The organism is Bradyrhizobium sp. USDA 4473, assembly GCF_054063335.1.
Genome location: NZ_JBSSGE010000001.1, coordinates 143428 through 164173 on the forward strand (window position 1 = coordinate 143428; position 20746 = coordinate 164173).

At 66.2% G+C, this 20746-nt stretch carries 21 protein-coding genes; 2 read left to right on the forward strand and 19 right to left on the reverse strand.

What is annotated here, in order from left to right; translation table 11 throughout:
* Nucleotides 1-31: 31 nt before the first annotated feature.
* From ACVW17_RS00655 to ACVW17_RS00720, 14 genes are all read right to left on the reverse strand, one after another.
* A complete protein-coding gene (locus tag ACVW17_RS00655) occupies nucleotides 32-1054 on the reverse strand; it encodes an ABC transporter ATP-binding protein (protein WP_456749999.1) in 1023 nt (340 codons plus the stop codon).
* Nucleotides 1051-2049 carry an ABC transporter ATP-binding protein gene (locus ACVW17_RS00660; RefSeq protein WP_456750000.1) on the reverse strand — a complete coding sequence of 333 codons (999 nt, stop codon included), beginning with the start codon at nucleotides 2047-2049 and terminating at the stop codon, nucleotides 1051-1053. Before ACVW17_RS00660 ends, ACVW17_RS00655 begins: the two co-directional genes overlap by 4 nt.
* A 2-nt stretch (nucleotides 2050-2051) precedes the next feature.
* Nucleotides 2052-2948: an ABC transporter permease gene (locus tag ACVW17_RS00665; RefSeq protein ID WP_456750001.1), complete on the reverse strand. Its 897-nt coding sequence runs from the start codon at nucleotides 2946-2948 to the stop codon at nucleotides 2052-2054.
* Nucleotides 2945-3895, reverse strand: a complete 951-nt coding sequence (locus ACVW17_RS00670) for an ABC transporter permease (RefSeq protein WP_456796675.1) — start codon at nucleotides 3893-3895, stop codon at nucleotides 2945-2947. The genes ACVW17_RS00665 and ACVW17_RS00670 overlap by 4 nt, the downstream gene beginning before the upstream one ends.
* 76 nt (nucleotides 3896-3971) lie before the next feature.
* Complete coding sequence (locus tag ACVW17_RS00675) at nucleotides 3972-5402, reverse strand: amidase (RefSeq protein ID WP_456750003.1); 1431 nt, start codon at nucleotides 5400-5402, stop codon at nucleotides 3972-3974.
* An 82-nt stretch (nucleotides 5403-5484) separates the two neighbouring features.
* Nucleotides 5485-6423, reverse strand: coding sequence for a carbohydrate kinase family protein (locus ACVW17_RS00680; protein WP_456796676.1), 939 nt, complete (start codon nucleotides 6421-6423; stop codon nucleotides 5485-5487).
* Between the two features lie 12 nt (nucleotides 6424-6435).
* Entirely contained in the window at nucleotides 6436-8088 is a 1653-nt protein-coding gene (locus ACVW17_RS00685) for an FGGY-family carbohydrate kinase (protein WP_456796677.1), read from the reverse strand.
* A 117-nt stretch (nucleotides 8089-8205) separates the two neighbouring features.
* Complete coding sequence (locus tag ACVW17_RS00690) at nucleotides 8206-8979, reverse strand: SDR family NAD(P)-dependent oxidoreductase (RefSeq protein ID WP_456750006.1); 774 nt, start codon at nucleotides 8977-8979, stop codon at nucleotides 8206-8208.
* A 160-nt stretch (nucleotides 8980-9139) separates the two neighbouring features.
* Nucleotides 9140-10147: an ABC transporter ATP-binding protein gene (locus ACVW17_RS00695; RefSeq protein ID WP_456750007.1), complete on the reverse strand. Its 1008-nt coding sequence runs from the start codon at nucleotides 10145-10147 to the stop codon at nucleotides 9140-9142.
* A 15-nt stretch (nucleotides 10148-10162) separates the two neighbouring features.
* Nucleotides 10163-10993 carry a carbohydrate ABC transporter permease gene (locus ACVW17_RS00700; protein ID WP_456750008.1) on the reverse strand — a complete coding sequence of 277 codons (831 nt, stop codon included), beginning with the start codon at nucleotides 10991-10993 and terminating at the stop codon, nucleotides 10163-10165.
* Between the two features lie 4 nt (nucleotides 10994-10997).
* Nucleotides 10998-11870 carry a carbohydrate ABC transporter permease gene (locus ACVW17_RS00705; RefSeq protein ID WP_456796678.1) on the reverse strand — a complete coding sequence of 291 codons (873 nt, stop codon included), beginning with the start codon at nucleotides 11868-11870 and terminating at the stop codon, nucleotides 10998-11000.
* Nucleotides 11871-12005: 135 nt separating this feature from the next.
* Nucleotides 12006-13319 (reverse strand): ABC transporter substrate-binding protein, encoded by a 1314-nt coding sequence (locus tag ACVW17_RS00710; RefSeq protein ID WP_456796679.1) that lies wholly within the window; start codon nucleotides 13317-13319, stop codon nucleotides 12006-12008.
* Between the two features lie 355 nt (nucleotides 13320-13674).
* Nucleotides 13675-14628: a sugar-binding transcriptional regulator gene (locus tag ACVW17_RS00715; protein ID WP_456796680.1), complete on the reverse strand. Its 954-nt coding sequence runs from the start codon at nucleotides 14626-14628 to the stop codon at nucleotides 13675-13677.
* 8 nt (nucleotides 14629-14636) lie between these two features.
* Nucleotides 14637-15302, reverse strand: a complete 666-nt coding sequence (locus ACVW17_RS00720) for an HAD family hydrolase (RefSeq protein ID WP_456796681.1) — start codon at nucleotides 15300-15302, stop codon at nucleotides 14637-14639.
* Between the two features lie 114 nt (nucleotides 15303-15416).
* Here ACVW17_RS00720 and ybaL point away from each other — a divergent pair, with 114 nt between their 5' ends.
* Together ybaL and ACVW17_RS00730 are read left to right on the forward strand one after the other, a co-directional pair.
* Nucleotides 15417-17153 (forward strand): YbaL family putative K(+) efflux transporter, encoded by a 1737-nt coding sequence (ybaL, locus tag ACVW17_RS00725; protein ID WP_456796682.1) that lies wholly within the window; start codon nucleotides 15417-15419, stop codon nucleotides 17151-17153.
* A 60-nt stretch (nucleotides 17154-17213) separates the two neighbouring features.
* Nucleotides 17214-17447: a hypothetical protein gene (locus tag ACVW17_RS00730; protein ID WP_456750014.1), complete on the forward strand. Its 234-nt coding sequence runs from the start codon at nucleotides 17214-17216 to the stop codon at nucleotides 17445-17447.
* A gap of 62 nt (nucleotides 17448-17509) precedes the next feature.
* Here the strand turns inward: ACVW17_RS00730 and ACVW17_RS00735 are convergent, their stop codons facing one another.
* The 5 genes from ACVW17_RS00735 to ACVW17_RS00755 all read right to left on the reverse strand — a co-directional run bounded on the left by ACVW17_RS00735 (nucleotide 17510) and on the right by ACVW17_RS00755 (nucleotide 20672).
* Nucleotides 17510-17734: a hypothetical protein gene (locus ACVW17_RS00735; protein ID WP_456750015.1), complete on the reverse strand. Its 225-nt coding sequence runs from the start codon at nucleotides 17732-17734 to the stop codon at nucleotides 17510-17512.
* A gap of 25 nt (nucleotides 17735-17759) precedes the next feature.
* On the reverse strand, nucleotides 17760-18035 hold the full coding sequence (locus ACVW17_RS00740; protein WP_456750016.1) for a chaperone modulator CbpM: 276 nt from the start codon (nucleotides 18033-18035) through the stop codon (nucleotides 17760-17762).
* A complete protein-coding gene (locus ACVW17_RS00745) occupies nucleotides 18032-18934 on the reverse strand; it encodes a DnaJ C-terminal domain-containing protein (protein WP_456750017.1) in 903 nt (300 codons plus the stop codon). Before ACVW17_RS00745 ends, ACVW17_RS00740 begins: the two co-directional genes overlap by 4 nt.
* Nucleotides 18935-19056: 122 nt before the next feature.
* Nucleotides 19057-19239, reverse strand: a complete 183-nt coding sequence (locus ACVW17_RS00750) for a hypothetical protein (protein ID WP_456750018.1) — start codon at nucleotides 19237-19239, stop codon at nucleotides 19057-19059.
* 86 nt (nucleotides 19240-19325) lie between these two features.
* The gene (locus ACVW17_RS00755; protein WP_456750019.1) at nucleotides 19326-20672 is read right to left on the reverse strand and encodes a hypothetical protein; all 1347 of its coding nucleotides are present in this window, start codon (nucleotides 20670-20672) and stop codon (nucleotides 19326-19328) included.
* Between the last annotated feature and the right edge of the window lie 74 nt (nucleotides 20673-20746).

Sequence of the window (20746 nt, forward strand, 5' to 3'; positions counted from 1 at the left end):
TGCTCAATCTAGGCCAGCCCGACACAAAACACTAACCGGCCTCCGCGACCACTGGCGGCAGCGCCATCACAGCTTCCGCGTGATGGCAGGCCGCGAGATGGCCGTCTCCTATCGTGCGTAGCGCAGGCGCGGTTTCGCGACAATGCCGATCGGCGAGCGGGCAGCGCGGCGCATAAGGGCAGCCAGCCGTCACCGACGCCTGCGAGCCGATCGCCTGGGCGCCGCGGCGACGCCTGCCGCCACCGGGGCGCGCTCGCGGGACCGCATCGAGCAGCGCGCGCGTATAGGGATGGGCAGCGTGCGCGAACAGATCGGCAGCCCGCGCCTGCTCGACGATCCGCCCGAGATAAATCACCGCGATCTCGTCGCAGAGCAGATCGACCACCGCGAGGTCGTGGCTGATCAGGATGTAGCTCAGGCCGAACTCGTCCTGCAGGTCCTGCATCAGGTTGAGCACCTGCGCCTGCACGGAGACGTCGAGTGCCGAGACCGGCTCGTCGGCGACGATCAGCTTCGGCTGCGTGATCAGCGCGCGCGCAATAGCGATGCGCTGGCGCTGGCCGCCGGAGAACTCGTGCGGGAACTTGTCCATGTCGGCATCGCGCAGCCCGACCTGGCGCAGCACAATGGCGACGCGCTCGCGCAGGCCGGCGCGATCGATGCGCCCGAGCGCCGTCAGCGGCTCGGCGACGATCCGCGCAATGGTCTGTCGCGGATCGAGCGAGCCATAGGGATCCTGGAACACCATCTGGAAATGGCGGCGGGCGCGGCGCAGCTCATCGGGCGGCAGCTGGTTGAGGTCGCTGCCCAGCATGACGACCTGCCCCGACGACGGCCGCTCCAGCGCCATCACCAGCCGCGCAAAGGTCGATTTGCCCGAGCCGGATTCGCCGACGACGCCGAGGCTCTTGCCCGGCATCACCCGCGCCGTGACGCCGTTGAGCGCATGCACCTGTGTTGCGGGCTTGAACAGGCTCTCACGCGGCAGCGTGTAGCGTTGCGCGAGATCGATGACCTCGAGCAGCGGCACTGCGGATACGGTTGCTGCCGTCATGCGCCGACGCCTCCGGCAGCCATCGAGATATCGGTCCGGATGCAGCGCACGCCATGGCCGGCGCCGACATCGACCACGGCCGGCAGAGCCGCGCGGCAACGGCGCTCCACGATCGCGCAGCGATCGGCGAAGGTGCACCCAGCCGGCAGATCGGCAAGCTCCGGCACCGTGCCGGCGATGGTCTTGAGCCGCGTCCCCTTGCGCGCGCCGAGCCGTGGGCGGGCGCGGAACAAGCCCTGCGTATAGGGATGGCCCATCCGCGTGAATACGGTGTTGGTCTCGCCGCTTTCGACGACGGTGCCGCCATACATCACCATCATGCGCGCGACATTCTCGGCGATCACGCCGAGATCGTGCGAGATCAGGATCATCGCCATGCCGCGCTCCTCGACCAGGCCGGCGATCAGATCGAGGATCTGGCCCTGGATCGTGACGTCGAGGGCGGTGGTCGGTTCGTCCGCGATCAGCACATCGGGCTGGCAGGCCAGCGCCATCGCGATCGTGATGCGTTGGCGCTGGCCGCCGGAAAACTGGTGCGGATAGGCATCGATACGCTTGGCTGCATCAGGCAACCCGACGCGATCGAGCAAGGCCATCGCCTCTTGCCGCGCTTGCGCGGCCGAGACGCCGGTGTGGCGCAGCAAGGGCTCGGCGACCTGATGCCCGATCGTGTGCATCGGATTGAGCGCGGTCATCGGTTCCTGGAAGATCATGCTGATGCGGTTGCCGCGCAGCTTGCAATAGGCCTTATCCGGCAAGCCGACCAGCTCCGAGCCATCGAGCCGGATGCTGCCGCTGATCACGGCACTGTCCGGCAGCAGCCCCATCAGGGCCAGCGCGGTGACCGACTTGCCGCAGCCGGATTCGCCGACCAGCCCCAGTGTCTCGCCGCGGCGCAGCGCAAAGCTGACGCCGCGTACCGCCTGCGCCGGGCCGCGGCTGGTGTTGAGCCGAACGCCCAAATCCTTCACCTCGATCAGCGGGGCCTCGCTCATGCTCAACGCTCCCGCGCCAGGCGCGGATCGAGCAGATCGCGCAAGCCATCGCCGAGCAGATTGAGCCCGAGCACCGCGATCGCGATCGCAGCACCGGGATAGACCGCGAGCATCGGCGACTGGAACAGCAGCGTCTGCGCATCGTTGAGCATGCGGCCCCAGGAAGGCTGCGGCGGCTGGGTGCCGAGCCCGAGATAGGACAGAGCGGCCTCGGCGAGGATCGCGAGCGCGAACTGGATCGTCGCCTGCACGATCAGGATCGACAGGATGTTCGGCAGCACGTGCTCGACGGTGATCCGGAACGAGCCCTTGCCCGCGGCGCGCGCTGCCAGCACGAATTCGCGAGCCCAGATCGCATTGGCCGAGCCGCGGGTAACGCGGATGAAGGTCGGGATCTGGAAGATGCCGATCGCAGTGATCGAGGTCAGCATGCCGGGACCGGCGACGGCGGCCAGCATGATCGCCGACAGCACCGCGGGAAACGCGAAGGTGAAGTCGCTCAGCCGCATGATGAGCTCCTCGGTCCAGCCCTTGCGGGCTGCTGCGATCAGGCCGAGGCAGACACCGAAGGTGAGGCCGATGCCAACGGCGATGACGCCGACCAGGATGGTGGAGCGCGCGCCGACCAAAAGCAGCGAGACGATATCGCGGCCGAGTGCATCGGTGCCGAGCCAGTGCGCCGCCGACGGCGGATGCAGTTTCGAGGCGACATCGATGTCGTAAGCCGACCACGGCGTCCAGACCAGCGACAACATCGCCGCACCGAGCACCAGCAGGCTGAGCACCGCGCCGAGCACGAAGCTGCGATGGCGCAGCGCGCGGCGCCAGAACCCGGTCGCGGGCCTCGCGCCCGGCACGATGGCCGGCGTGCCGGCGGATGCGGTCAGCGGCGCGCTCACAGGTTGGACACCTTGATGCGCGGATCGATCAAGGCGTAGAGCACATCGACCACGAAATTGACGATCACGACCATCGCCGCCAGCAGCATCACGCAGTTGCGTACCACGATCAAGTCGCGGTTGGCGATCGATTGGAAGATCAACCGGCCAAGACCCGGCAGGTAGAACACGTTCTCGATCACGATGGTGCCGGCCAACAGGTTGGCGAATTGCAGGCCCATCACCGTCATCACCGGGATCATGGCGTTGCGCAGTACGTGGCGCCACAGCACCTCGCGCTTGCCGAGCCCTTTGGCGCGTGCGGTACGCACGAAGTCTTCGCGCAGCACCTCAAGGACCGCCGAGCGCGTGACGCGGGCAAGGATCGCGGCCTGCACCACAGCAAGCGAGATCGCCGGCAGCAGCAGCGAGCGGATCCCCGGCCAGATGCCGTCATCCCAGCCGGCGAAGCCCCCGGCCGACAGCAATTGCAGCTTCACCGAGAACAGCAGGATCAGGAGGATCGCGAACCAGAAGTTCGGCAGCGCGATGCCGATCTGGGTGAGCGACATCACGCCGACATCGCCAAGCTTGTTGTGGTTGGCGGCGGTGTAGATGCCCGCGGCAAGCGCCAGCACCACCGTAATCAGCATCGACATGATCGCGAGCGGGATCGTCAGCACCAGCCGCTCCGCGATCAGGCCGGCGACCGGCGTGCCGTAGACATAGCTGTTGCCGAGATCGCCGACCGCCATGCCCTTGATCCAGAGCAGATAGCGAACCGTCAACGGCTGGTCGAGCCCGAGCTTGACGGTGAGCGCGCGCACCGCATCCGGCGAGGCGTCGGCGCCCATCAGCATCTGGGCGGCATTGCCGGGCAGTGCGTCGAGCACCAGGAAAATGATCAGCGAGGCCGCGAACAGCGTCGCCACCAGGGTCAGGATCCGCCGCAGGAAGAATACGCTCATGCGCGCCCGAGGAGTAAGGAACGAAGCGCAGGTTTCACCATGTTCGCGCGCGAATGCAAGCCCTTCGCCGCGCCGTTCACGACGCGACAGCCGGCCAACGGCCCAGCAAATCGCTCGCTTCTTCGAACAGCGCCGCGACACGCAGCAGTTCCGCATCGGCCCGGAAGCGGCCGACCAGATGCAGGCCGATCGGCAGGCCGTCGCGGCCGAAGCCTGCGGGGATGCTGACTGCGGGATGTCCGGTCATGTTGAACAGCATGGTCCAGGGAAACCAGTGCGGCCGCACGCTGTCGAAGCTCTGCCCATCGATATCGATGCTGCCGAACAGATCCTGGTCGATCGGCAGCGCCGTGCGGGTCAGGGTCGGCATCGCCAGGAGGTCGCCGCGCGCGAGCAGCGACTGCACCCGGCGGAACAGCGCGGTGCGGTCGAACATTGCCTGCTGGTAATCGACACCGCTCACCTTGGCGGCAAGCGCGAGCTGTTTCAGGAAGGTTGGGCTGAGATCGTTGGGATGATCGGCCGCCAGTGTCTCGAACCGGGTGCGCCAGACGGTGTGATTGATGGCGCGCCAGATCGGCTCGATGTCAAAGCCCTCGCCGGAGAACTCCTCGAGCTCGGCGCCGAGGCCGGCCAGCCGGTCGAGGCTCGACCGGAACGCTGCTGCGACATCCGCGGTCACCGGCCGCCCCGGCGGCGACAGGCAGAACAGCACCCGCCTGCCGCGGAGATCGCCGCGCGGCGCGGCAACGGCGAGATAGGCGGGCACCGACACGCCGATCGACCAGGGATCGGACGGATCCTCGCCCGCCATCGCCTGCATCATCAGCGCGGTGTCGGCGACGGTGCGCGTGGTCGGCGTGACATAGGTCTGGTTGCCGAAGGCATCCTGCACCTGGCTGTGCGGAATCACGCCGTTGCTCTGCTTGATCCCGACCACGCCATTGCAGGCCGCGGGAATCCGGGTCGAGCCGCCGCCGTCGGTCGCAACCGCCAGCGGCGCGATGCCGCTTGCGACCGCGACCGCCGCGCCGCCGCTGGAGCCGCCGCTCGAGCGCTCGGCGCTCCACGCATTGCGGGTGCGGCCGAACAGCGGCGAGTCGGTCAGGCACTTGCTGCCGAACTCCGGCGTCGTGGTCTTGCCGATCAATATGCCGCCCTGCGCACGAAGCCTGGCCACCGCCACGGCATCATGGTCCGGCACGTTGTCCTTGTACGGCACCGCGCCGAACGTCGTGCGCACACCGCTGGTGCTGACGATGTCCTTCACGGTGAAGGGGATGCCGTGCAGCAGACCGAGCGGCTCGCCGGCCATGACCTGACGCTCGGCGATTTTGGCTTGCGCCATCGCTTCGTCGCCGCACAGCGTGATGAAGCAGTTCAGTTCGGGCTGCAGCCGCTCGGCACGGGCCAGCACCGCAGCCGTGACCTCGACGGGAGACACGTCCTTGCGGGCGATCCGGGCGCGAAGTTCAACGGCTGATAGCAGGCACAGGTCGTCGCTCATTCCGGCACGGGCTCGCATCGGTCTTCGATGACGACATCGTGCCGTGCCTCGTGGAGCAAGTCCATCGCTCCGGGCGCATGGCTTACCAGGTGCCCGCGGGCAACTCCCGGCTGCGCGGCGGATCGGCGCCGGCGCGGGTGCAGGTGAAGGCGGCGCATGTGCAGGCGAAGGACAGCGCACGGGTGAGCTCGGCGGTAGAGATCTCGGCGAGCCGCGGCCGCCCGATCCGGTCCAGCCGATGCAGCGCGGCGAGCAGCGCCGCCTGAAAGCTGTCCCCGGCGCCGATCGTATCCACGACCGTCACCACCGGCGCCTTGACCTCGATTGATCCGGCCTTGCGATGCCAGGCCACGGCGCCGTCGTTGCCGCGGGTGATGACGACGAGCGATACGCCCGCCGACAGCAGCGCGTCGGCGCGCGCAGTGTAGGCCTCATCGCCAAACAGATAGGCGAAGTCGACGTCGGACATCTTCACAATGCCGGCCTTGCCGCAGAACGCCAGCATGCGTGTGCGATAGGCCTCCTTGTCCCTGACCAAATTCGGACGGCAGTTCGGATCAAGCGAGATCGTCACATTGGAACGCGCGTCGTCGACGAAGGCCAGCGTTTCGGCGGCGCCCTTGTCATGGACGAGTGTGGTCGAGCCGGTGTGAAGGCAGGTGACGCCGTCAAGCGCGATCGCCTCGCGCCGGTAGGCCCAGTTCCGCGATGCGGTGTCAGCGTCATAGAAGGCGTATTGCGTCTCGGTTCCTGTCACACGAGCAAATGCCAGCGTCGCCTGGTGATCACTGCGTACCGCGCGGCCGAGATCGACACCTGAGGCCGTGGCGTGATCGGCGATCATCCGGCCGAACGTGTCGGTCGAGATGCCGCCGACAAAGCCGGTGGGAACGTCGAGCCGGGCGCTGCCGATTGCGATGTTGAGGCAGGATCCGCCGACCGCGGGCGTCAGGGCCTCGCGTCCATCCGCCGTCCGCGACGGCAGGAAATCGATCAGCGCATCTCCGCAGCTCAGCAGCATAGAACAAACACCCTAATTCGGCGCCTCGCCGGGCGCCTGCTTCATCGCCTCGCGGCTGTCGCGATCGAGCTGCCGCAGCATCCTGTGCACGCCGCGCTTCCGGCGGTGGAAATCGGCAAGCTCGGGCTTGGTCGGTTCGCTCAGCCGCCCGAGCGCCGACATGCCGGCCATCGCCGCGTTGATCGAATTATGCGCGCCGCTGGCGACCGCGCCCAGCATCGCGGCGCCGAGCAATACGGGTTCTTGGGTTTGCGGCAACGCCACCGTGTAGCCCGTCGTGTCGGCCATGATCTGGCGGACCAATGGACTGCGGCTGGCGCCGCCGCCGATCACGATGGTCTTGCCGTCGACGCCATGGGCCTGCAAGGCCTCGATGACGTCGGCGAGGCCATAGGCCAGCCCGCACAGGCCGGCGACGAACAGCCGCTCCAGCGCCGACACGTCGGTGTCGAGATCGAGCCCGGCGATCACGGCGCGCGAGCCGGGATCGGCATAGGGCGAGCGGTTGCCGAGGAATTCCGGCAGCACGTGAACGTTGCGCGCGAGCAGCGCGGCCGCGCCGGCGCTGCCGCTGCGCGCCAGAATGCGCTTCTCAAGGTATTCGATGACGTCGACGCCATCGGTCTTGGCCGCGGCCGAAACCTCGGCATGCGCCGGGTGCGACTTGAGCAGATGATCGATCGCGGCGCCGGCGGCGGACTGGCCGCCCTCGTTCAGCCAGAAGCCCGGCACCATGCCTTCGAAATACGGGCCCCAGACGCCGGGCACGAAGCAGGGCTCGACGGTGGTCGCCATGATGCAGGCCGACGTTCCCATGATGTAGGCCAGCCGCTGGCAGACATCGACCTCGGCGCCGGAACCATCACGCCCGCCGATCGCGCCGACGCCGCCGGCATGGGCATCGATCAGCGAGGCGCCGACCGCTGTCCCCGGCATCAGGGCGAGATCGCGCGCGGCATCCTCGGACAGCCCGCGGCCGAGTGGCGAGCCGGGCGGCACGATCTCGTTGCCGATGCGGGCAAAGCGATCAGCGGCGAGCGCATCGAGCCCGACGCGCTGGAGGAAGGGCTCGCTCCAGCCGCCATCGCCCGCGACATAGGTCCATTTGCAGGTGACCGTGCAGGTCGAGCGCGCCAGCGAGCCACTGGCGCGGAACGAGAGATAGTCGGCGAGATCAAAGAAGTGCCCAGCGGCGTCGAAGGTCGCCGGCAGATGCCGCTTCAGCCAGAGTATCTTCGGGATCTCCATCTCCGGCGAGATGGCGCCGCCGACATAGCGCAACACCTTGTCGCCGGTCGCGTTGACGAATTCGGTCTCGTCCATCGCGCGGTGATCCATCCAGACCACGACATTGCGCGCGGGATCGCCGGACGGGCTGACGGTCAGCGGCCGGCCTGCCCGGTCGAGCACGACCAGCGAGCAGGTCGCGTCAAATCCGATGCCCTTGACGTGTTCGGCTGCAACCGCGGCCTCCTGCATCGCACTACGGACGGAGGCGACGCAGGCCACCCAGATGTCATCGGAGGATTGCTCGACGATATCGCCACCCTCATGCCAGACCCGGATCGGATGCCGGGCCGAGCCCAACAGCTTGCCGGCCTCGTCGAAGACGCCGGCGCGGGCGCTGGTGCTTCCGACGTCCACCCCGATATAGGCTTGCCGCATGTCCGCTCCGTCGGAGCGTGACGACGTGTCTTTGAAACGTCATCGCGCCCTTACTTCTGTGTCAGCATGATCCGGAAAACCGGTCCCCACTTTTCCGGATCATGCGTCGGCGCGAGCCTACCAGCAAGTGTAACCGCCATCGACCAGGACGATGCTTCCGGTCATCAGGCTCGCCGCCTCGGAGGCCAGGAACAGGACCACGGAGGCGATCTCGTCGACCTGCCCCATCCGGGCCATCGGAGTTCCACCGATCCAGGCGTCGTACATTTTGGGGCTGTTCTTCACAAAGGCATTCAGCGGCGTCTCGATATAGGTCGGCGCCACCGCGTTGACGCGGACCCCGCGCGCGCCCCATTCGGCCGCGAGCGATTTGGTGAGATGGTGCACCGCGGCCTTGGAGGCGTTGTAGAAGCACTGCTCCTGCGGCTTGTTGACGATGAAGCCGGACATCGAGCCGACATTGACGATGGTGCCGGATTTGGCCTTCAGCATGTGATTGCCGAAGGCGCGGCAGCACCAGAAGGTGCCGTTGAGGTTCACGTCGATGACGTTGAGCCAGTGCTCGTCGGTTACGGTCTCGGCCGGCGTCTCGCTGCGGGCGATGCCGGCATTGTTGACCAGGATGTCGACCTTGCCATATTTGCGCACCAGTTCGTCGGCGACCGCGGCGACGCGGCCGGAGTCCGTCACATCCATCAGCGCAATGTCGGCGTCAAAACCCTTCGCCTTCAGCGCCGCCTGCGCGTCATTGGCAACCTTGGCGTCGCGGTCGCCGATGATGACCTTGGCGCCGGCTTCCGCCAGCGCTTCGGCGCAGGCGAGCCCGATGCCCTGACCGGCGCCGGTGATGATGGCGGTCTTGCCGCCGAGCTTGAATTTCTCGAGATACATTTTCTTCTTCCTTTGCCTAGAGCCCGCATGTCGCGGGTGTGCCGCCCCGGCCAGAGCGAGATCGACGGCGTAGATCGTCCGTGCTCTTTTTTGGCATGATCTGTTCGGAAAGCCGCTTCATACTTTGCGCTGACGCGGCCCTCCGGGTCCGGATCATGCCCTAGGCGCGGATCGATTTACCGCTGTCGTCGAAACGATGGATGCGCGCCGGATCCGGGATCAGCGACACCTTGTCGCCCGGATGCAGGTCGAGCTCGCCGACATAGCGCGCGGTCAGCATGCCCTGCGGCCCGGCATCGACATAGAGGAAGGTGTCGCTGCCGAGATGCTCGGCGACCGAGACGGTGCCGTGCCAGCCGCCCTGCCCGTCGCGCTCGACCTTCAGATGCTCGGGCCGCACGCCAATGGTGGTCGCGCCCTGCTGCTTGGCGAGGTCGCCGGTGACGAAGTTCATCTTCGGCGAGCCGATGAAACCGGCGACAAATAAATTTGCCGGCTTCTCATAGAGCTCAAGCGGCGAGCCGTATTGCTCGATCTTGCCGCCGTTCAGCACCACGATCTTGTCGGCCATGGTCATCGCCTCGACCTGGTCGTGGGTGACGTAGATCGCCGTGGTGCCGAGCTGTTTCTGCAAGCGCGTCACCTCGAGCCGCATCTGCACCCGCAGCGCGGCGTCGAGGTTCGACAGCGGCTCGTCGAACAGGAACGCCTTCGGCTCGCGCACGATCGCGCGCCCGATCGCGACGCGCTGGCGCTGGCCGCCGGACAGTTCACGCGGCTTGCGCTCGAGATAGGGCGTCAGGTTGAGCGTGGCCGCGGCGGCCTCGACCTTGCGGTTGATCTCGTCCTTGGCGATGCCCGCCATCTTCAGGCCGAATGCGATGTTGCCGCGCACGCTCATATGCGGATAGAGCGCGTAGGACTGGAACACCATCGACAGCCCGCGCTTGGCCGGCGGCACGTCGACCACATTGCGGCCGTCGATCAGGATCGCGCCGCCGGTGACGTCCTCCAGCCCCGCGATCAGCCGCAGCAACGTTGTCTTGCCGCAGCCGGACGGACCGACGAACACGACGAAGGAGCCGTCGGCGATGTCGAGGTCGGCGCCCTTGATGATGTGGACCGGCCCGAATGATTTTTGCACACCCTGCAGCGTAATCTGACCCATGGAAAAGCCTTTCTGCTACTTGACCGCGCCGAAGGTCAGGCCACGGACGAGCTGCCGCTGACTGAACCAGCCGAGCACGAGAATGGGCGCGATCGCGAGCGTCGACGCCGCCGACAATTTCGCCCAGAACAATCCTTCGGGGCTCGAATAGGATGCGATGAACACGGTGAGCGGCGCGGCCTCGAGCGTCGACAGATTGAGGGTCCAGAACGCCTCGTTCCAGGCCAGGATCAGGTTGAGCAGCAGCGTCGAGGCCAGGCCCGGCACGGCCATCGGCGTCAGCACGTAGATCAGCTCGCGCCCGATCGTGGCGCCGTCCATCCGCGCCGCCTCGAGGATGTCCTTCGGGATCTCCTTGAAATAGGTGAACAGCATCCAGATCACGATCGGCAGGTTGCCGAGGCACAGGATGAAGACCAGGCCGGTGCGGGTGTCGAGCAGGCCGACGGAGCGGAAGATCAGGTAGATCGGTACCAGCACGCCGACCGGCGGCATCATCTTGGTGGAGAGCATCCAGAGCAGCACGTCCTTGGTGCGCTTGGTCGGCGAGAACGCCATCGACCACGCCGCCGGGATCGCGATCAGCATCGCGATCAAGGTCGAGCCGCCGGCGATGATGATCGAGTTGAGCGCGTGGTGGAAATAATCGCTGCGCTCCTGCACGGTGACGTAGTTTTCGGTGGTCCAGTGGAAGAACAGGAATGACGGCGGGATCGCAAACGCCTCGAGCTCGGTCTTGAAGCTCGCCAGCACCATCCAGAGGATCGGGAAGAAGATCAGGAAGCCGACCAGCCAGGCCGCCGCCGTCGAGATCACCTTGCGTCGTGTCGTGACCATCCGTGCCATGACGTTACGCCTCCAGATTCCGGCCGACGATGCGAACGAGGAAGAACGCGACGATGTTGGCGAGCACCACCGCAACCAGACCGCCCGCCGAGGCGCTGCCGACGTCGTACTGGATCAGCGCCTGCGAATAGATCAGGAAGGCGATGTTGGTGGTCTGCAGGCCGGGGCCGCCGCCGGTGGTGACGAAGATCTCCGCGAACACCGTGAGCAGGAAGATGGTCTCGATCAGGATCACCACGGTGATCGGGCGCGCCAGGTGCGGCAGCGTGATGTAGATGAAGGTCGAGATCGCGCTTGCGCCGTCCATCTCGGCCGCCTCCTTCTGCTCCTCGTCGAGCGATTGCAGCGCGGTCAGGAGGATCAGGGTCGCGAACGGCAGCCACTGCCAGGAGATGATCAGGATCACGGAAAACAGCGGCGCGTCGTTGAACCAGTCGATCGCCGGCAGGCCGAACAGATGCGCGATCCAGGCGAACAGGCCGGACACCGGATGCATCAGCAGGTTCTTCCAGACCAGCGCGCTCACCGTCGGCATCACGAAGAACGGCGCGATCACCATCAGGCGCACGATCGAGAGCCCGACCACCTGCTGGTCGAGCAATAGCGCCAGCGGCACGCCGAGGACGATCGTGATCGCGAGCACCGAGCCGACCAGCACCAGCGTATTCTGCAGCGAGGCGAGGAACGCCGGATCGGTCAGGAAGTAGCGGAAATTCTCCAGCCCGACGAAGGATTCGGAGCCAGGATCGAGTAGATTGTAATGCAGGGTCGCGAAATAGATCGTGAGCGCCAGCGGCACGATCATCCAGATGAACAGCAGCGCCACCGCGGGCGTGAGCAGCGTGCGTGCGAGCAGTTGGGTCTGCTGGGTCGCCATCCCCGCCTCCTTCTCTAGGAAAGGAGCGACCATCCCGCTGCGGGACAGGATGGTCGCAAGTGATCCAGCTCGGGAGGTCTAAGCTGGTCGGCGGCCAGGGCGTTTTGACACGCCCTGGCGATCGGATCGCGTGGACTACTTGATGTAGCCTGCGCGCTTCATCTCGCGCTCGGTGGCGGACTGCGCGGCTGACAGCGCAGCATCGACCGTGGTCGAGCCGGACAGCGCGGCCGAGAATTGCTGGCCGACCTGGGTGCCGATGCCCTGGAATTCAGGGATCGCCGCATATTGCACACCGACATAGGGCACCGGCTTCACGGTCGGGTGACTCGGATCAGCCGCATCGATAGAGGCCAAGGTCATCTTGGCGAATGGCGCCGCCTTCAGATATTCGGGATTCTGGTACAGCGAGGTCCGTGTTCCCGGAGGCACGTTGGACCAGCCTTCCTTGGACGCGACGAGCTTGGAATAATCCTTGCTGGTCGCCCAGGCGATGAACTTCTCGGCCGCTTCAACCTTCTTCGAGCCGGCGGGGATCGCCAGGCTCCACGCCCACAGCCAATTGGCGTTCTTGCCAAGACCGGTGTTCGGCGCCAGCGCAAAGCCGACCTTGCCGGCGACCGTGGACTGCGCCGGGTTGGTCACGAATGACGCCGCCACCGTGGCGTCGATCCACATCGCGCATTTGCCGGCGTTGAACAAAGCGAGGTTCTCGTTGAAGCCGTTCGAGGAGGCGCCGGGAGGGCCGGCCTGCTTCATCAGGTCGACATAGGTCGTGAGCGTCTTCTTCCATTCCGGCGAATTGAACTGCGGCTCCCACTTCTCGTCGAACCAGCGCGCGCCGAACGAATTGGACATCGCGGTCAGGAACGCCATGTTCTCGCCCCAGCCGGCCTTGCCGCGCAGGCAGATGCCATAGACGCCGGCCGACTTGTCGGTCAGCTTCTTGGCGGCGTCGATGACGAAGTCCCAGGTCGGGCTCTCCGGCATCTTCAGGCCGGCCTTGTCGAACAGGTCGGTGCGGTACATCACCATCGAGCTCTCGCCGTAGAACGGCGCGGCATAGAGCTTGCCGTCGACCGAGACCGCGTCCCTGATCTTCGGCAGCAGGTCATTGACGTCGTAATCGGCGCCGAGCTTGTCGAGCGGCACCAGCCAGCTCTTCTTGGCCCAGATCGGCACCTCATAGGTGCCGATGGTGAGCACGTCGAACTGGCCGCCCTTGGTGGCGATATCGGTGGTCACGCGCTGGCGCAGCACGTTTTCCTCGAGCGTCACCCATTTCACGGTGATGTCGGGATTCTTCGCGGTGAATTCGCTGGTGAGCCCCTGCATGCGGATCATGTCGCCATTGTTGACGGTCGCAACCGTCAGCGTGGTCTGGGCGATCGAGGGGGCAGAGATCAAAAGACTGGCCGCGCCCGCAACGGCGCAAAGGACGTTTTTCAAGGTGACCTCCCTTATGCCACGTTGAGCATATGCCCACGTGTTGAGCGTATGTTCATCCTGTCGCCAAATTTTGTCAAGCGCGCGGCTGCGCCGTCCCGCACGATTGCGGGTTCCGCGGCACGCTGGAATGGAGTTTTTGCAGGAGCGAAGAGAGCGATTGGTGACCGCGACGGGACTGCGCCCCCTCGCCCCGTTCTTACGGGGAGAGGGCTGGGGTGAGGGGCTTTCTCCGCGCATACGAAAGCAGACGAGTACGTGGAGAGTCCCCCTCACCCGGAATGCCATCTGGCGATGCATTCCGACCGCAAGCGGGGCGAGGTGAAGCGGCGCGCTGCTCGACTCGAACTATCCAGCCCTAGCGATCCAGCACCGCGCGCGCCGTGGCCTCATCGGTGATCAGGCCGTTGATCACCCGGCCCGCCAGTGCGGCCTTGATCGACGGCACCTTGGCGATGCCGACGGCGGCCGCGATCGTGGTCGAGACCGCAGGGATCTGCGGCGGAATGCTGGTCAGCCGCTTGTTGGTGCCACCCTTGATCAGGCGGCCCTTGGCGTCATAGGCCCAGCCGGTCACCTCACCGACCGCGCCGAGCCGCATCATCTCCAAGAGCTCCTCGCGGGTGACGAAGCCGTCGACATGGACCTGGGCCTTCTGGTCCATCTGGCCTATCCCGATCAGCCTGAGATCGGCCTTGGCGGCGACCGCCCTCACCCGCGCGATCGGGTCGATCCGGACCATGCGGTTGCGCTCGTCCTCGCTCGACATCAGGAACGGCAGCGGCATCGGGTAATGTCGTGCGCCGGTGCGGTCGGCAAGCCGACCCACCGTGTCGTAAAAGCTCGCCGAGCCGTCGGCGGAGATGTTGCCCACCAGCGAGACGATCTGGTGGTCGGGCCGCTCGATCGGCGAGACCCGCTCGACCGCGGCGCGCACCGCGCGGCCGGTGCCGAGCGCGACGATGACCGGCGTCTCCGAGCGCAGCGTCGTCTCCAGCAGATTGGCGCTGCGCTCTGCAATCCCCGCATTCGACAGCGGCGCCGCCGGGTCCGTCGGCACCACGTCGCAATGCACCAGATCGAACCGCGCCTTCAGCCGCGAGGCGAGCTCCATGCAGGCCGCAATGGGATGTTCGAGACGAAACGTGATCAGCCGCTCGGCCAAACACAGCGACACCAGGCGCTGCGCCGAGGCACGCGACACCTGCAACATCTTTGCAATTTCATCCTGGGTGTGGCCGGCGATGAAATACAGCCAGCCGGCGCGCGCCGCGTCGTCGAGGCGAGACTTTTCGTTGTCGGGCGCAGCCATCGTCCGTGTCAGCCTTTGATCCAGAAATCCGTCATCGCGGCGAAGATTCGATCCGCCCCGGCCTGCCGCAGCAGAGCATTGCCGTCCGTCAACCGATAGTGGGTGCCGCCGACGAATCCCCACACTTTCATGCCTGCGGCCTTCGCCGCCGTCACCCCGCTGACGCTGTCCTCGATCACAAGCGTGCGGCCGGGGTCGGCGCCCATTGCGCTCGCCGCATGCAGGAACAGATCCGGCGCCGGCTTGCCGTGCCTGACCATCTGCGCTGTGTAGAGCCGCGGCCCAAAGCTTGCGGCAAGACCAGTCAGCTCCAGCGAGTATTTCACCCGCGCGAGGTCACTCGACGAGGCGACGCAATACGGCAGCCGCAGTTGTGCGAGCACCGCCGCGACGCCCGCGATCGGCTTGAGCTGGGAGCTGAACGTCTCGCGGACCTGGACCGCCAGATCGGGTAGAAAATTCGCCGGCAACGGCTCGCCCACGTCACGGCAATACTCAAGCAGGGCGGAGGTGCTGCGCCCGAGAAAGAGTTCTAGCGCCCGCTCGGTCGTCATCGCGATGCCGGCCCGGACCATCGCCTCGGCGAGACAGCGGCAGCTCAATGCCTCGCTGTCGACGAGCACGCCGTCGCAGTCGAAGATGACCAGATCGGTGTCCGGGAGCCGCGGATCCATCCCGGCATGAGATCATATGCTCACGTCATGAGCAATAGATCACAGTTCCGTGGTGCGATGCCGCGCCTCAAATGGTCGCGGTGCACCGCCAACCACGCTGTGCGACAAGGCGAAATGCCGCATGACACACCTCTGATCGCGACTGTCGTCGCGGGCCTCGGATTGGCTTTCGTCTTCGGGACCATCGCCCAGCGCTTCCGGGTTCCGCCACTGGTCGGTTATCTGCTCGCGGGCGTCGCCGTCGGGCCATTCACGCCCGGCTTCGTCGCCGATCAGGCGCTGGCAACCGAGCTCGCGGAGCTCGGTATCATCCTGCTGATGTTCGGCGTCGGCCTGCATTTCTCGCTGAACGACCTGCTGTCGGTGCGCAAGATCGCGGTGCCCGGCGCGGTCGCGCAGATCACGGTCGCGACGCTGATGGGCCTCGCCCTCGCCTTGCTGATGGGCTGGACCGTCGGCGCCGGCTTGGTGTTCGGATTGGCATTGTCGGTCGCAAGTACCGTCGTGCTGTTGCGCGCGCTGCAGGAGCGCCGACTGATGGACACCGAGCGCGGCAAGATCGCGGTCGGCTGGCTGATCGTCGAGGACCTCGCGATGGTGCTGGCGCTGGTGCTGTTTCCGGCGGTGGCGAGCTTCCAGGGCGGCGGCGATGGTGCGGCGGTCACCTCCGACCCGCTTGCCGCCCGCTTCGGACTCGGCCTGACCGGCGTTCTGGTGCTGACGCTGATCAAGATCGCCTTGTTCATCGCGCTGATGCTGGTGGTCGGACGCCGACTGATCCCATGGGTGCTGCACTACATCGCGCATACCGGCTCGCGTGAGCTGTTCCGGCTGACGGTGCTCGCGATCGCGCTCTGCATCGCGTTCGGCGCGACCAAGCTGTTCGGGGTCTCGTTGGCGCTAGGCGCGTTCTTCGCCGGCATGATGCTGCGCGAATCGCCGCTGAGCCAGCGCGCCGCCCAGGAGACCTTGCCGCTGCGCGACGCCTTCGCGGTGCTGTTCTTCGTCTCCGTCGGCATGCTGTTCGATCCGCTCAGCGTGGTGCGCGAGCCCTGGCCGTTCGTCGCGACGCTGTTCGTCATCGTGGTCGGCAAGTCGCTCGCCGCGCTGTTGATCGTCGTGCTGTTCCGTCACCCGATGGCAACCGCCCTGATGATCTCGGCGAGCCTCGCGCAAATCGGCGAATTCTCCTTCATCCTCGCTGAACTCGGCGTCGCGCTCAACCTGCTGCCGAAGGCGGGCCGCGATCTGATCCTGGCGGGCGCGATCTTCTCGATCATGCTCAACCCGCTGGTGTTCGCGGTGGTCGACTGGCTGACGTCGCGGCTGGAGCAGCCGCAGGCCGCCTCGCCGACCGCCGCAACCGCCGAGCCGATCCCGGTCACCAACTTGCAGAATCACACCATCCTGGTCGGCTACGGCCGGGTCGGCAGCATCGTCGGCGACGCCCTGCATCAGCGCAACGCGCCGTTCCTCGCGATCGAGGCGTCCGACGACATGGTCGCAAAGCTCAAGCAGCGCGGCATCGAGGCCCTGATGGGCAACGCCGTGCGCGCCAGCGTACTGCGTGCGACCAATCCGGCCGGCGCGCGATCGCTGGTGATCGCGATCCCCGAAGCGTTCGAGGCCGGACAGATCGTCGAGCAGGCGCGCGCCGCCAATCCCGCGATCCAGATCATCGCGCGCGCGCATTCCGACGCGGAAGTCGATCACCTGAAAGGGCTCGGGGCCGACATCGTCATCATGGGCGAGCGCGAGATCGCTCGAGGCATGATCGAGGAGCTCGACCGGAGACATCCGGCTGTTGCCCCGCATCATGCGCAGGCGACCCGGGAAGACTCGGCAGCCTGACACAAGGACCGGTCGAAGGGGCGGGCCCGCGCCGCGCGCGGGATCAATGGAGATCAGGACATGGCATTCAAGAGCCCGCACGTTTCGCTGGTGTCGTTCTCGATCGAGATCGGCAAGGACGGCACCACCAATGCGATGCAGATCGAGACCGACTTGCATCTGAACACCCGCCATCCGGGCTACGACGCCGCCGCAGTGGAGCGGCTGGTGCGCGACGCGCAGGCCTATCTCGCCGGCAATGCCGACCAGATCACGCAGATCCGGCTGGTCTCCACCCGCGGCGGTCAGACCTGAGAGACTCTTTGTTTGAGCATGATCTTTTCGGAAAACCGGCTTCCACTTTTCCGGATCATGCTCTAGCCGCCAAGGAACGCCGGCGCCAGATCTTCCTGCACGATGATGTTGGCCGCTTCCGTTGTCAGTTCGCTGCCGACCAGATCGAGATTCTTTGCAGCCTCGAACAGCATCGAGCGGACGTCGTCTTGTGTCAGCACGCCCTTCGCGATCAGCTTGCGCACCAGTGCCTGCAAGATCAGAACGTCGATCTCGCCATGGGCCAGCGGCATCGGCTTGTCCGTCATGATGGTCTCCCAGTTCGCGAGACAGCTAGCGCGGCGGTGACGCGATATCCCTGTGCAACTCTTCGAACGCACGGCGCAGCCCGTGCAACTGATCCACCAGATGCAGGATGACGTCGATCCCCTCGTCGTTGACGCCGAAATCGCCCTTTAGATCCCGGATCAGATGCGCACGCGCCACGTCGGCGGCGGAGAAGCTGATCTCCTGCGCGGTCTCCTCCGGAACCAGCCATTGCTGCTCGATCCAGAACTCCAGGGTCTGCACCTCGAGACCCGCATCGATGAGGAATTGCTGCTTGTTCATGATGCACCATCGTCGCGCGGATTGAACGCCTTGCGATCCCAGTTCGACACAAAGGCCTCGAGCGCCGGATCGGGTCCCTTGGGCAGGACCACTTTGAGCTTGACGAACTCATCGCCGTGCCCGCCGCCGACCTTGGGCGCGCCCTTGCCGCGCAACCGCATCGTGGTGCCGGTGTTGGAGCCCTTCGGCACCGTCATGGTCACGGCGCCGGTCGGCGTCGGAACGTTGACCTTGCCGCCGAGCACGGCCTCGGACAGCGAGATCGGCAATTCCAGCGAGATGTCGTCACCGTCGCGGGTGAAGCGCGGATCGGGGCGCACCTCGACCTCGATCAGCGCATCGCCGGGACCGCCCTTGCCGCTGCCCGGCATGCCCTTGCCGCGCAGGCGAATGATTTGTCCGTCGACGAGGCCCGCCGGGATCGTCACGTCGAGCGTGCCGCCATCGGGCAGCGTCAGGCGCTTGCTTGCGCCGGTGATCGATTCCGCGAAGTCGATCGCAAGGCTGTAATGCAGATCGCGGCCGCGCCGGTTGGCACGCGCCTGCTCGCTGCGCCGGAGCAGCTCGGCGAATGCGTCGTCCTGGTCCATATAGTCGGCGTAGCCGGAACTGTCGGCATAGGGATGGCCCTCGCCCGCGGTGGCGAAATCGCGATAGTAGCGATGCTGCGGCCGCTCGGTGCCATCAGCGTCGATCTCGCCGGCGTCGAAGCGCTTGCGCTTGTCGGGATCCGAGAGCAGATCGTTCGCCGCGGCGACTTCCTTGAATTTCTCTTCGGCCGCCTTGTCACCCGGATTGAGATCCGGATGCAGTTTCTTCGCGAGCTTGCGATAGGCCTTCTGGATATCGGCCGCAGATGCCGCGGGCGCAACGCCAAGAATCTCGTACGGATTTCTCACAACCTGCTCCGCAACACCGTGAGTGCACCTGCAGTCATGAGGGCGCAAAAGCAGGCGATTTGCAAGTGCGCTGACGCGCCGCCCGGCGCTGGGCGGCGCAGCACGCACATGTCACTGCCGCGTTAAGACGTATGTCCGGGATCCAGATAGTTCGGCATGTTCTTTTGCTGCTGCGGCGTCATCTTGGCGGTATCCGCCTTGCCGGGCACACCCCGCGGACCTAGCAGGGCGCGCTGCATATCATCCTCGCTGAGGCGAGGCTTTCCATCGTCAAGTTGTCCGCTGCCACCGTGACTCTGTGCCATGACCGACCTCCAGCGATAATCGCTTGCGCGCGGGCAGAGAAGATACCGCGCTCCGCCGGAACGGGCCAGCGGAGCGCGATCCGACCCTAATGCTCCGGCCGCTTCTCCTCTGCGGGATGAGGAGCGGCATGCGGCGGCGCCTGGACATGCGGTGCGGCCTGAACGTGCGGCTCCGGCCGTGCCGCCGGCTGCGGATGTGGCTCAGGGCGTGCAGCCGTTTCCGGCCGCGCTGCCGACCTTGCGGCAGGCTCCGGTCGGGGCTCGGCCCGCGGCTCTTCCTTGCGGACCTCCTCGGGTCGCTTCTCCTGCACGGCGGGATGCGCCGCTTCCGTTGCGGGACGCGGCTCGGCCTTCGGCTCGGCGGCAGGAGCTGCGCGCTTTTCCTCGACTGGCCTGTTCTCCTGAGCTGAAGGATGCGCCGCCGGAACTTCCTTGCCGGGAACCGGTAGCGCATGGGACTCAGTCGGCGCAGACCGCGGCTCGACCTTGGTCTCGGGCGCAGGCGCTGCGCGCTTCTCCTCGACCGCCGGTTTGTTCTCCTGAGCTTGCGGGTGCACCGCCGGAGCCTCCTTCCCGGGGACCGGAAGCGCGTGCGATTCAGCCGGTGCCGGTGCACCTGGAGCGCCCGGCCGCGCCGGCTCTGCGGGAGCCGGCTTTGCAGCGGTGGCAGGCACCGCCTCGCCGGCCGGCCGCGCGCGGACCACGCCTGGTCCCTTCAACTCGCCGGGCCGCGCCGTCGCGCCGACGGCCGGCACGCCGTTATTGGCACGCTTGAACAGGCTCGGATCCTGGCTCGCGGTCTCGACCTGCTTGCGCTGCAACGGCGTCGGCGCGAAGTGCTGCTCCTTGGCGACCGCGCGCTCGGCCGGGGTCGGCCGCACCTCGATGCCGCCGCGGCCGCCATTGTAGCTGACGTTGTTGATCGTGGTCTGATTGACCGTGACGTTCTTCTCGTAGACGTTGGTGATCCGCGCACCCCCGAGATTGTTCACGGTGCGATTGTAGAAGAAATTGCCGTGATCCCAGTGGCCGCCTTCATAGCCCGCACCGCCGTAGCCGAAGCCGTAATTGATGCCGCCGTAGAAGCCGACACGATCGCCCCAATAGCCCTGATGGAAGATGAAGCCGCCGCCGAACGCGCCCCAGTAGCCGGGAGTCCACAGCAGACCGACCCGCGGCGGCTGCACCCAGGTGCCGGGCACCCAGTAGTAATCGCCGCGATCTTCGTCCCACGACCAATTGCCCGGCGACCACATGTAGCCAGGACCGGGAATCGGCGGCTGATCGTAGGTCGGCAATGGCGGCGGCGCGGTCTCGACGGCGGAGACCGGCGCGCATGCCGCATCCTGCGCGATTGCCGGAACAGCTGTCGCTGAGAACAGCGCCGCGGCAATCGCTGCACACGACACGGTCGAAAGGAAACGAGTGGTCATTTGGAGCCTCTTCGATGAGCACGTTCAACGTGAGAACCGGAACAAAAGTTCCGCGCATCGGCAATGCACCGACA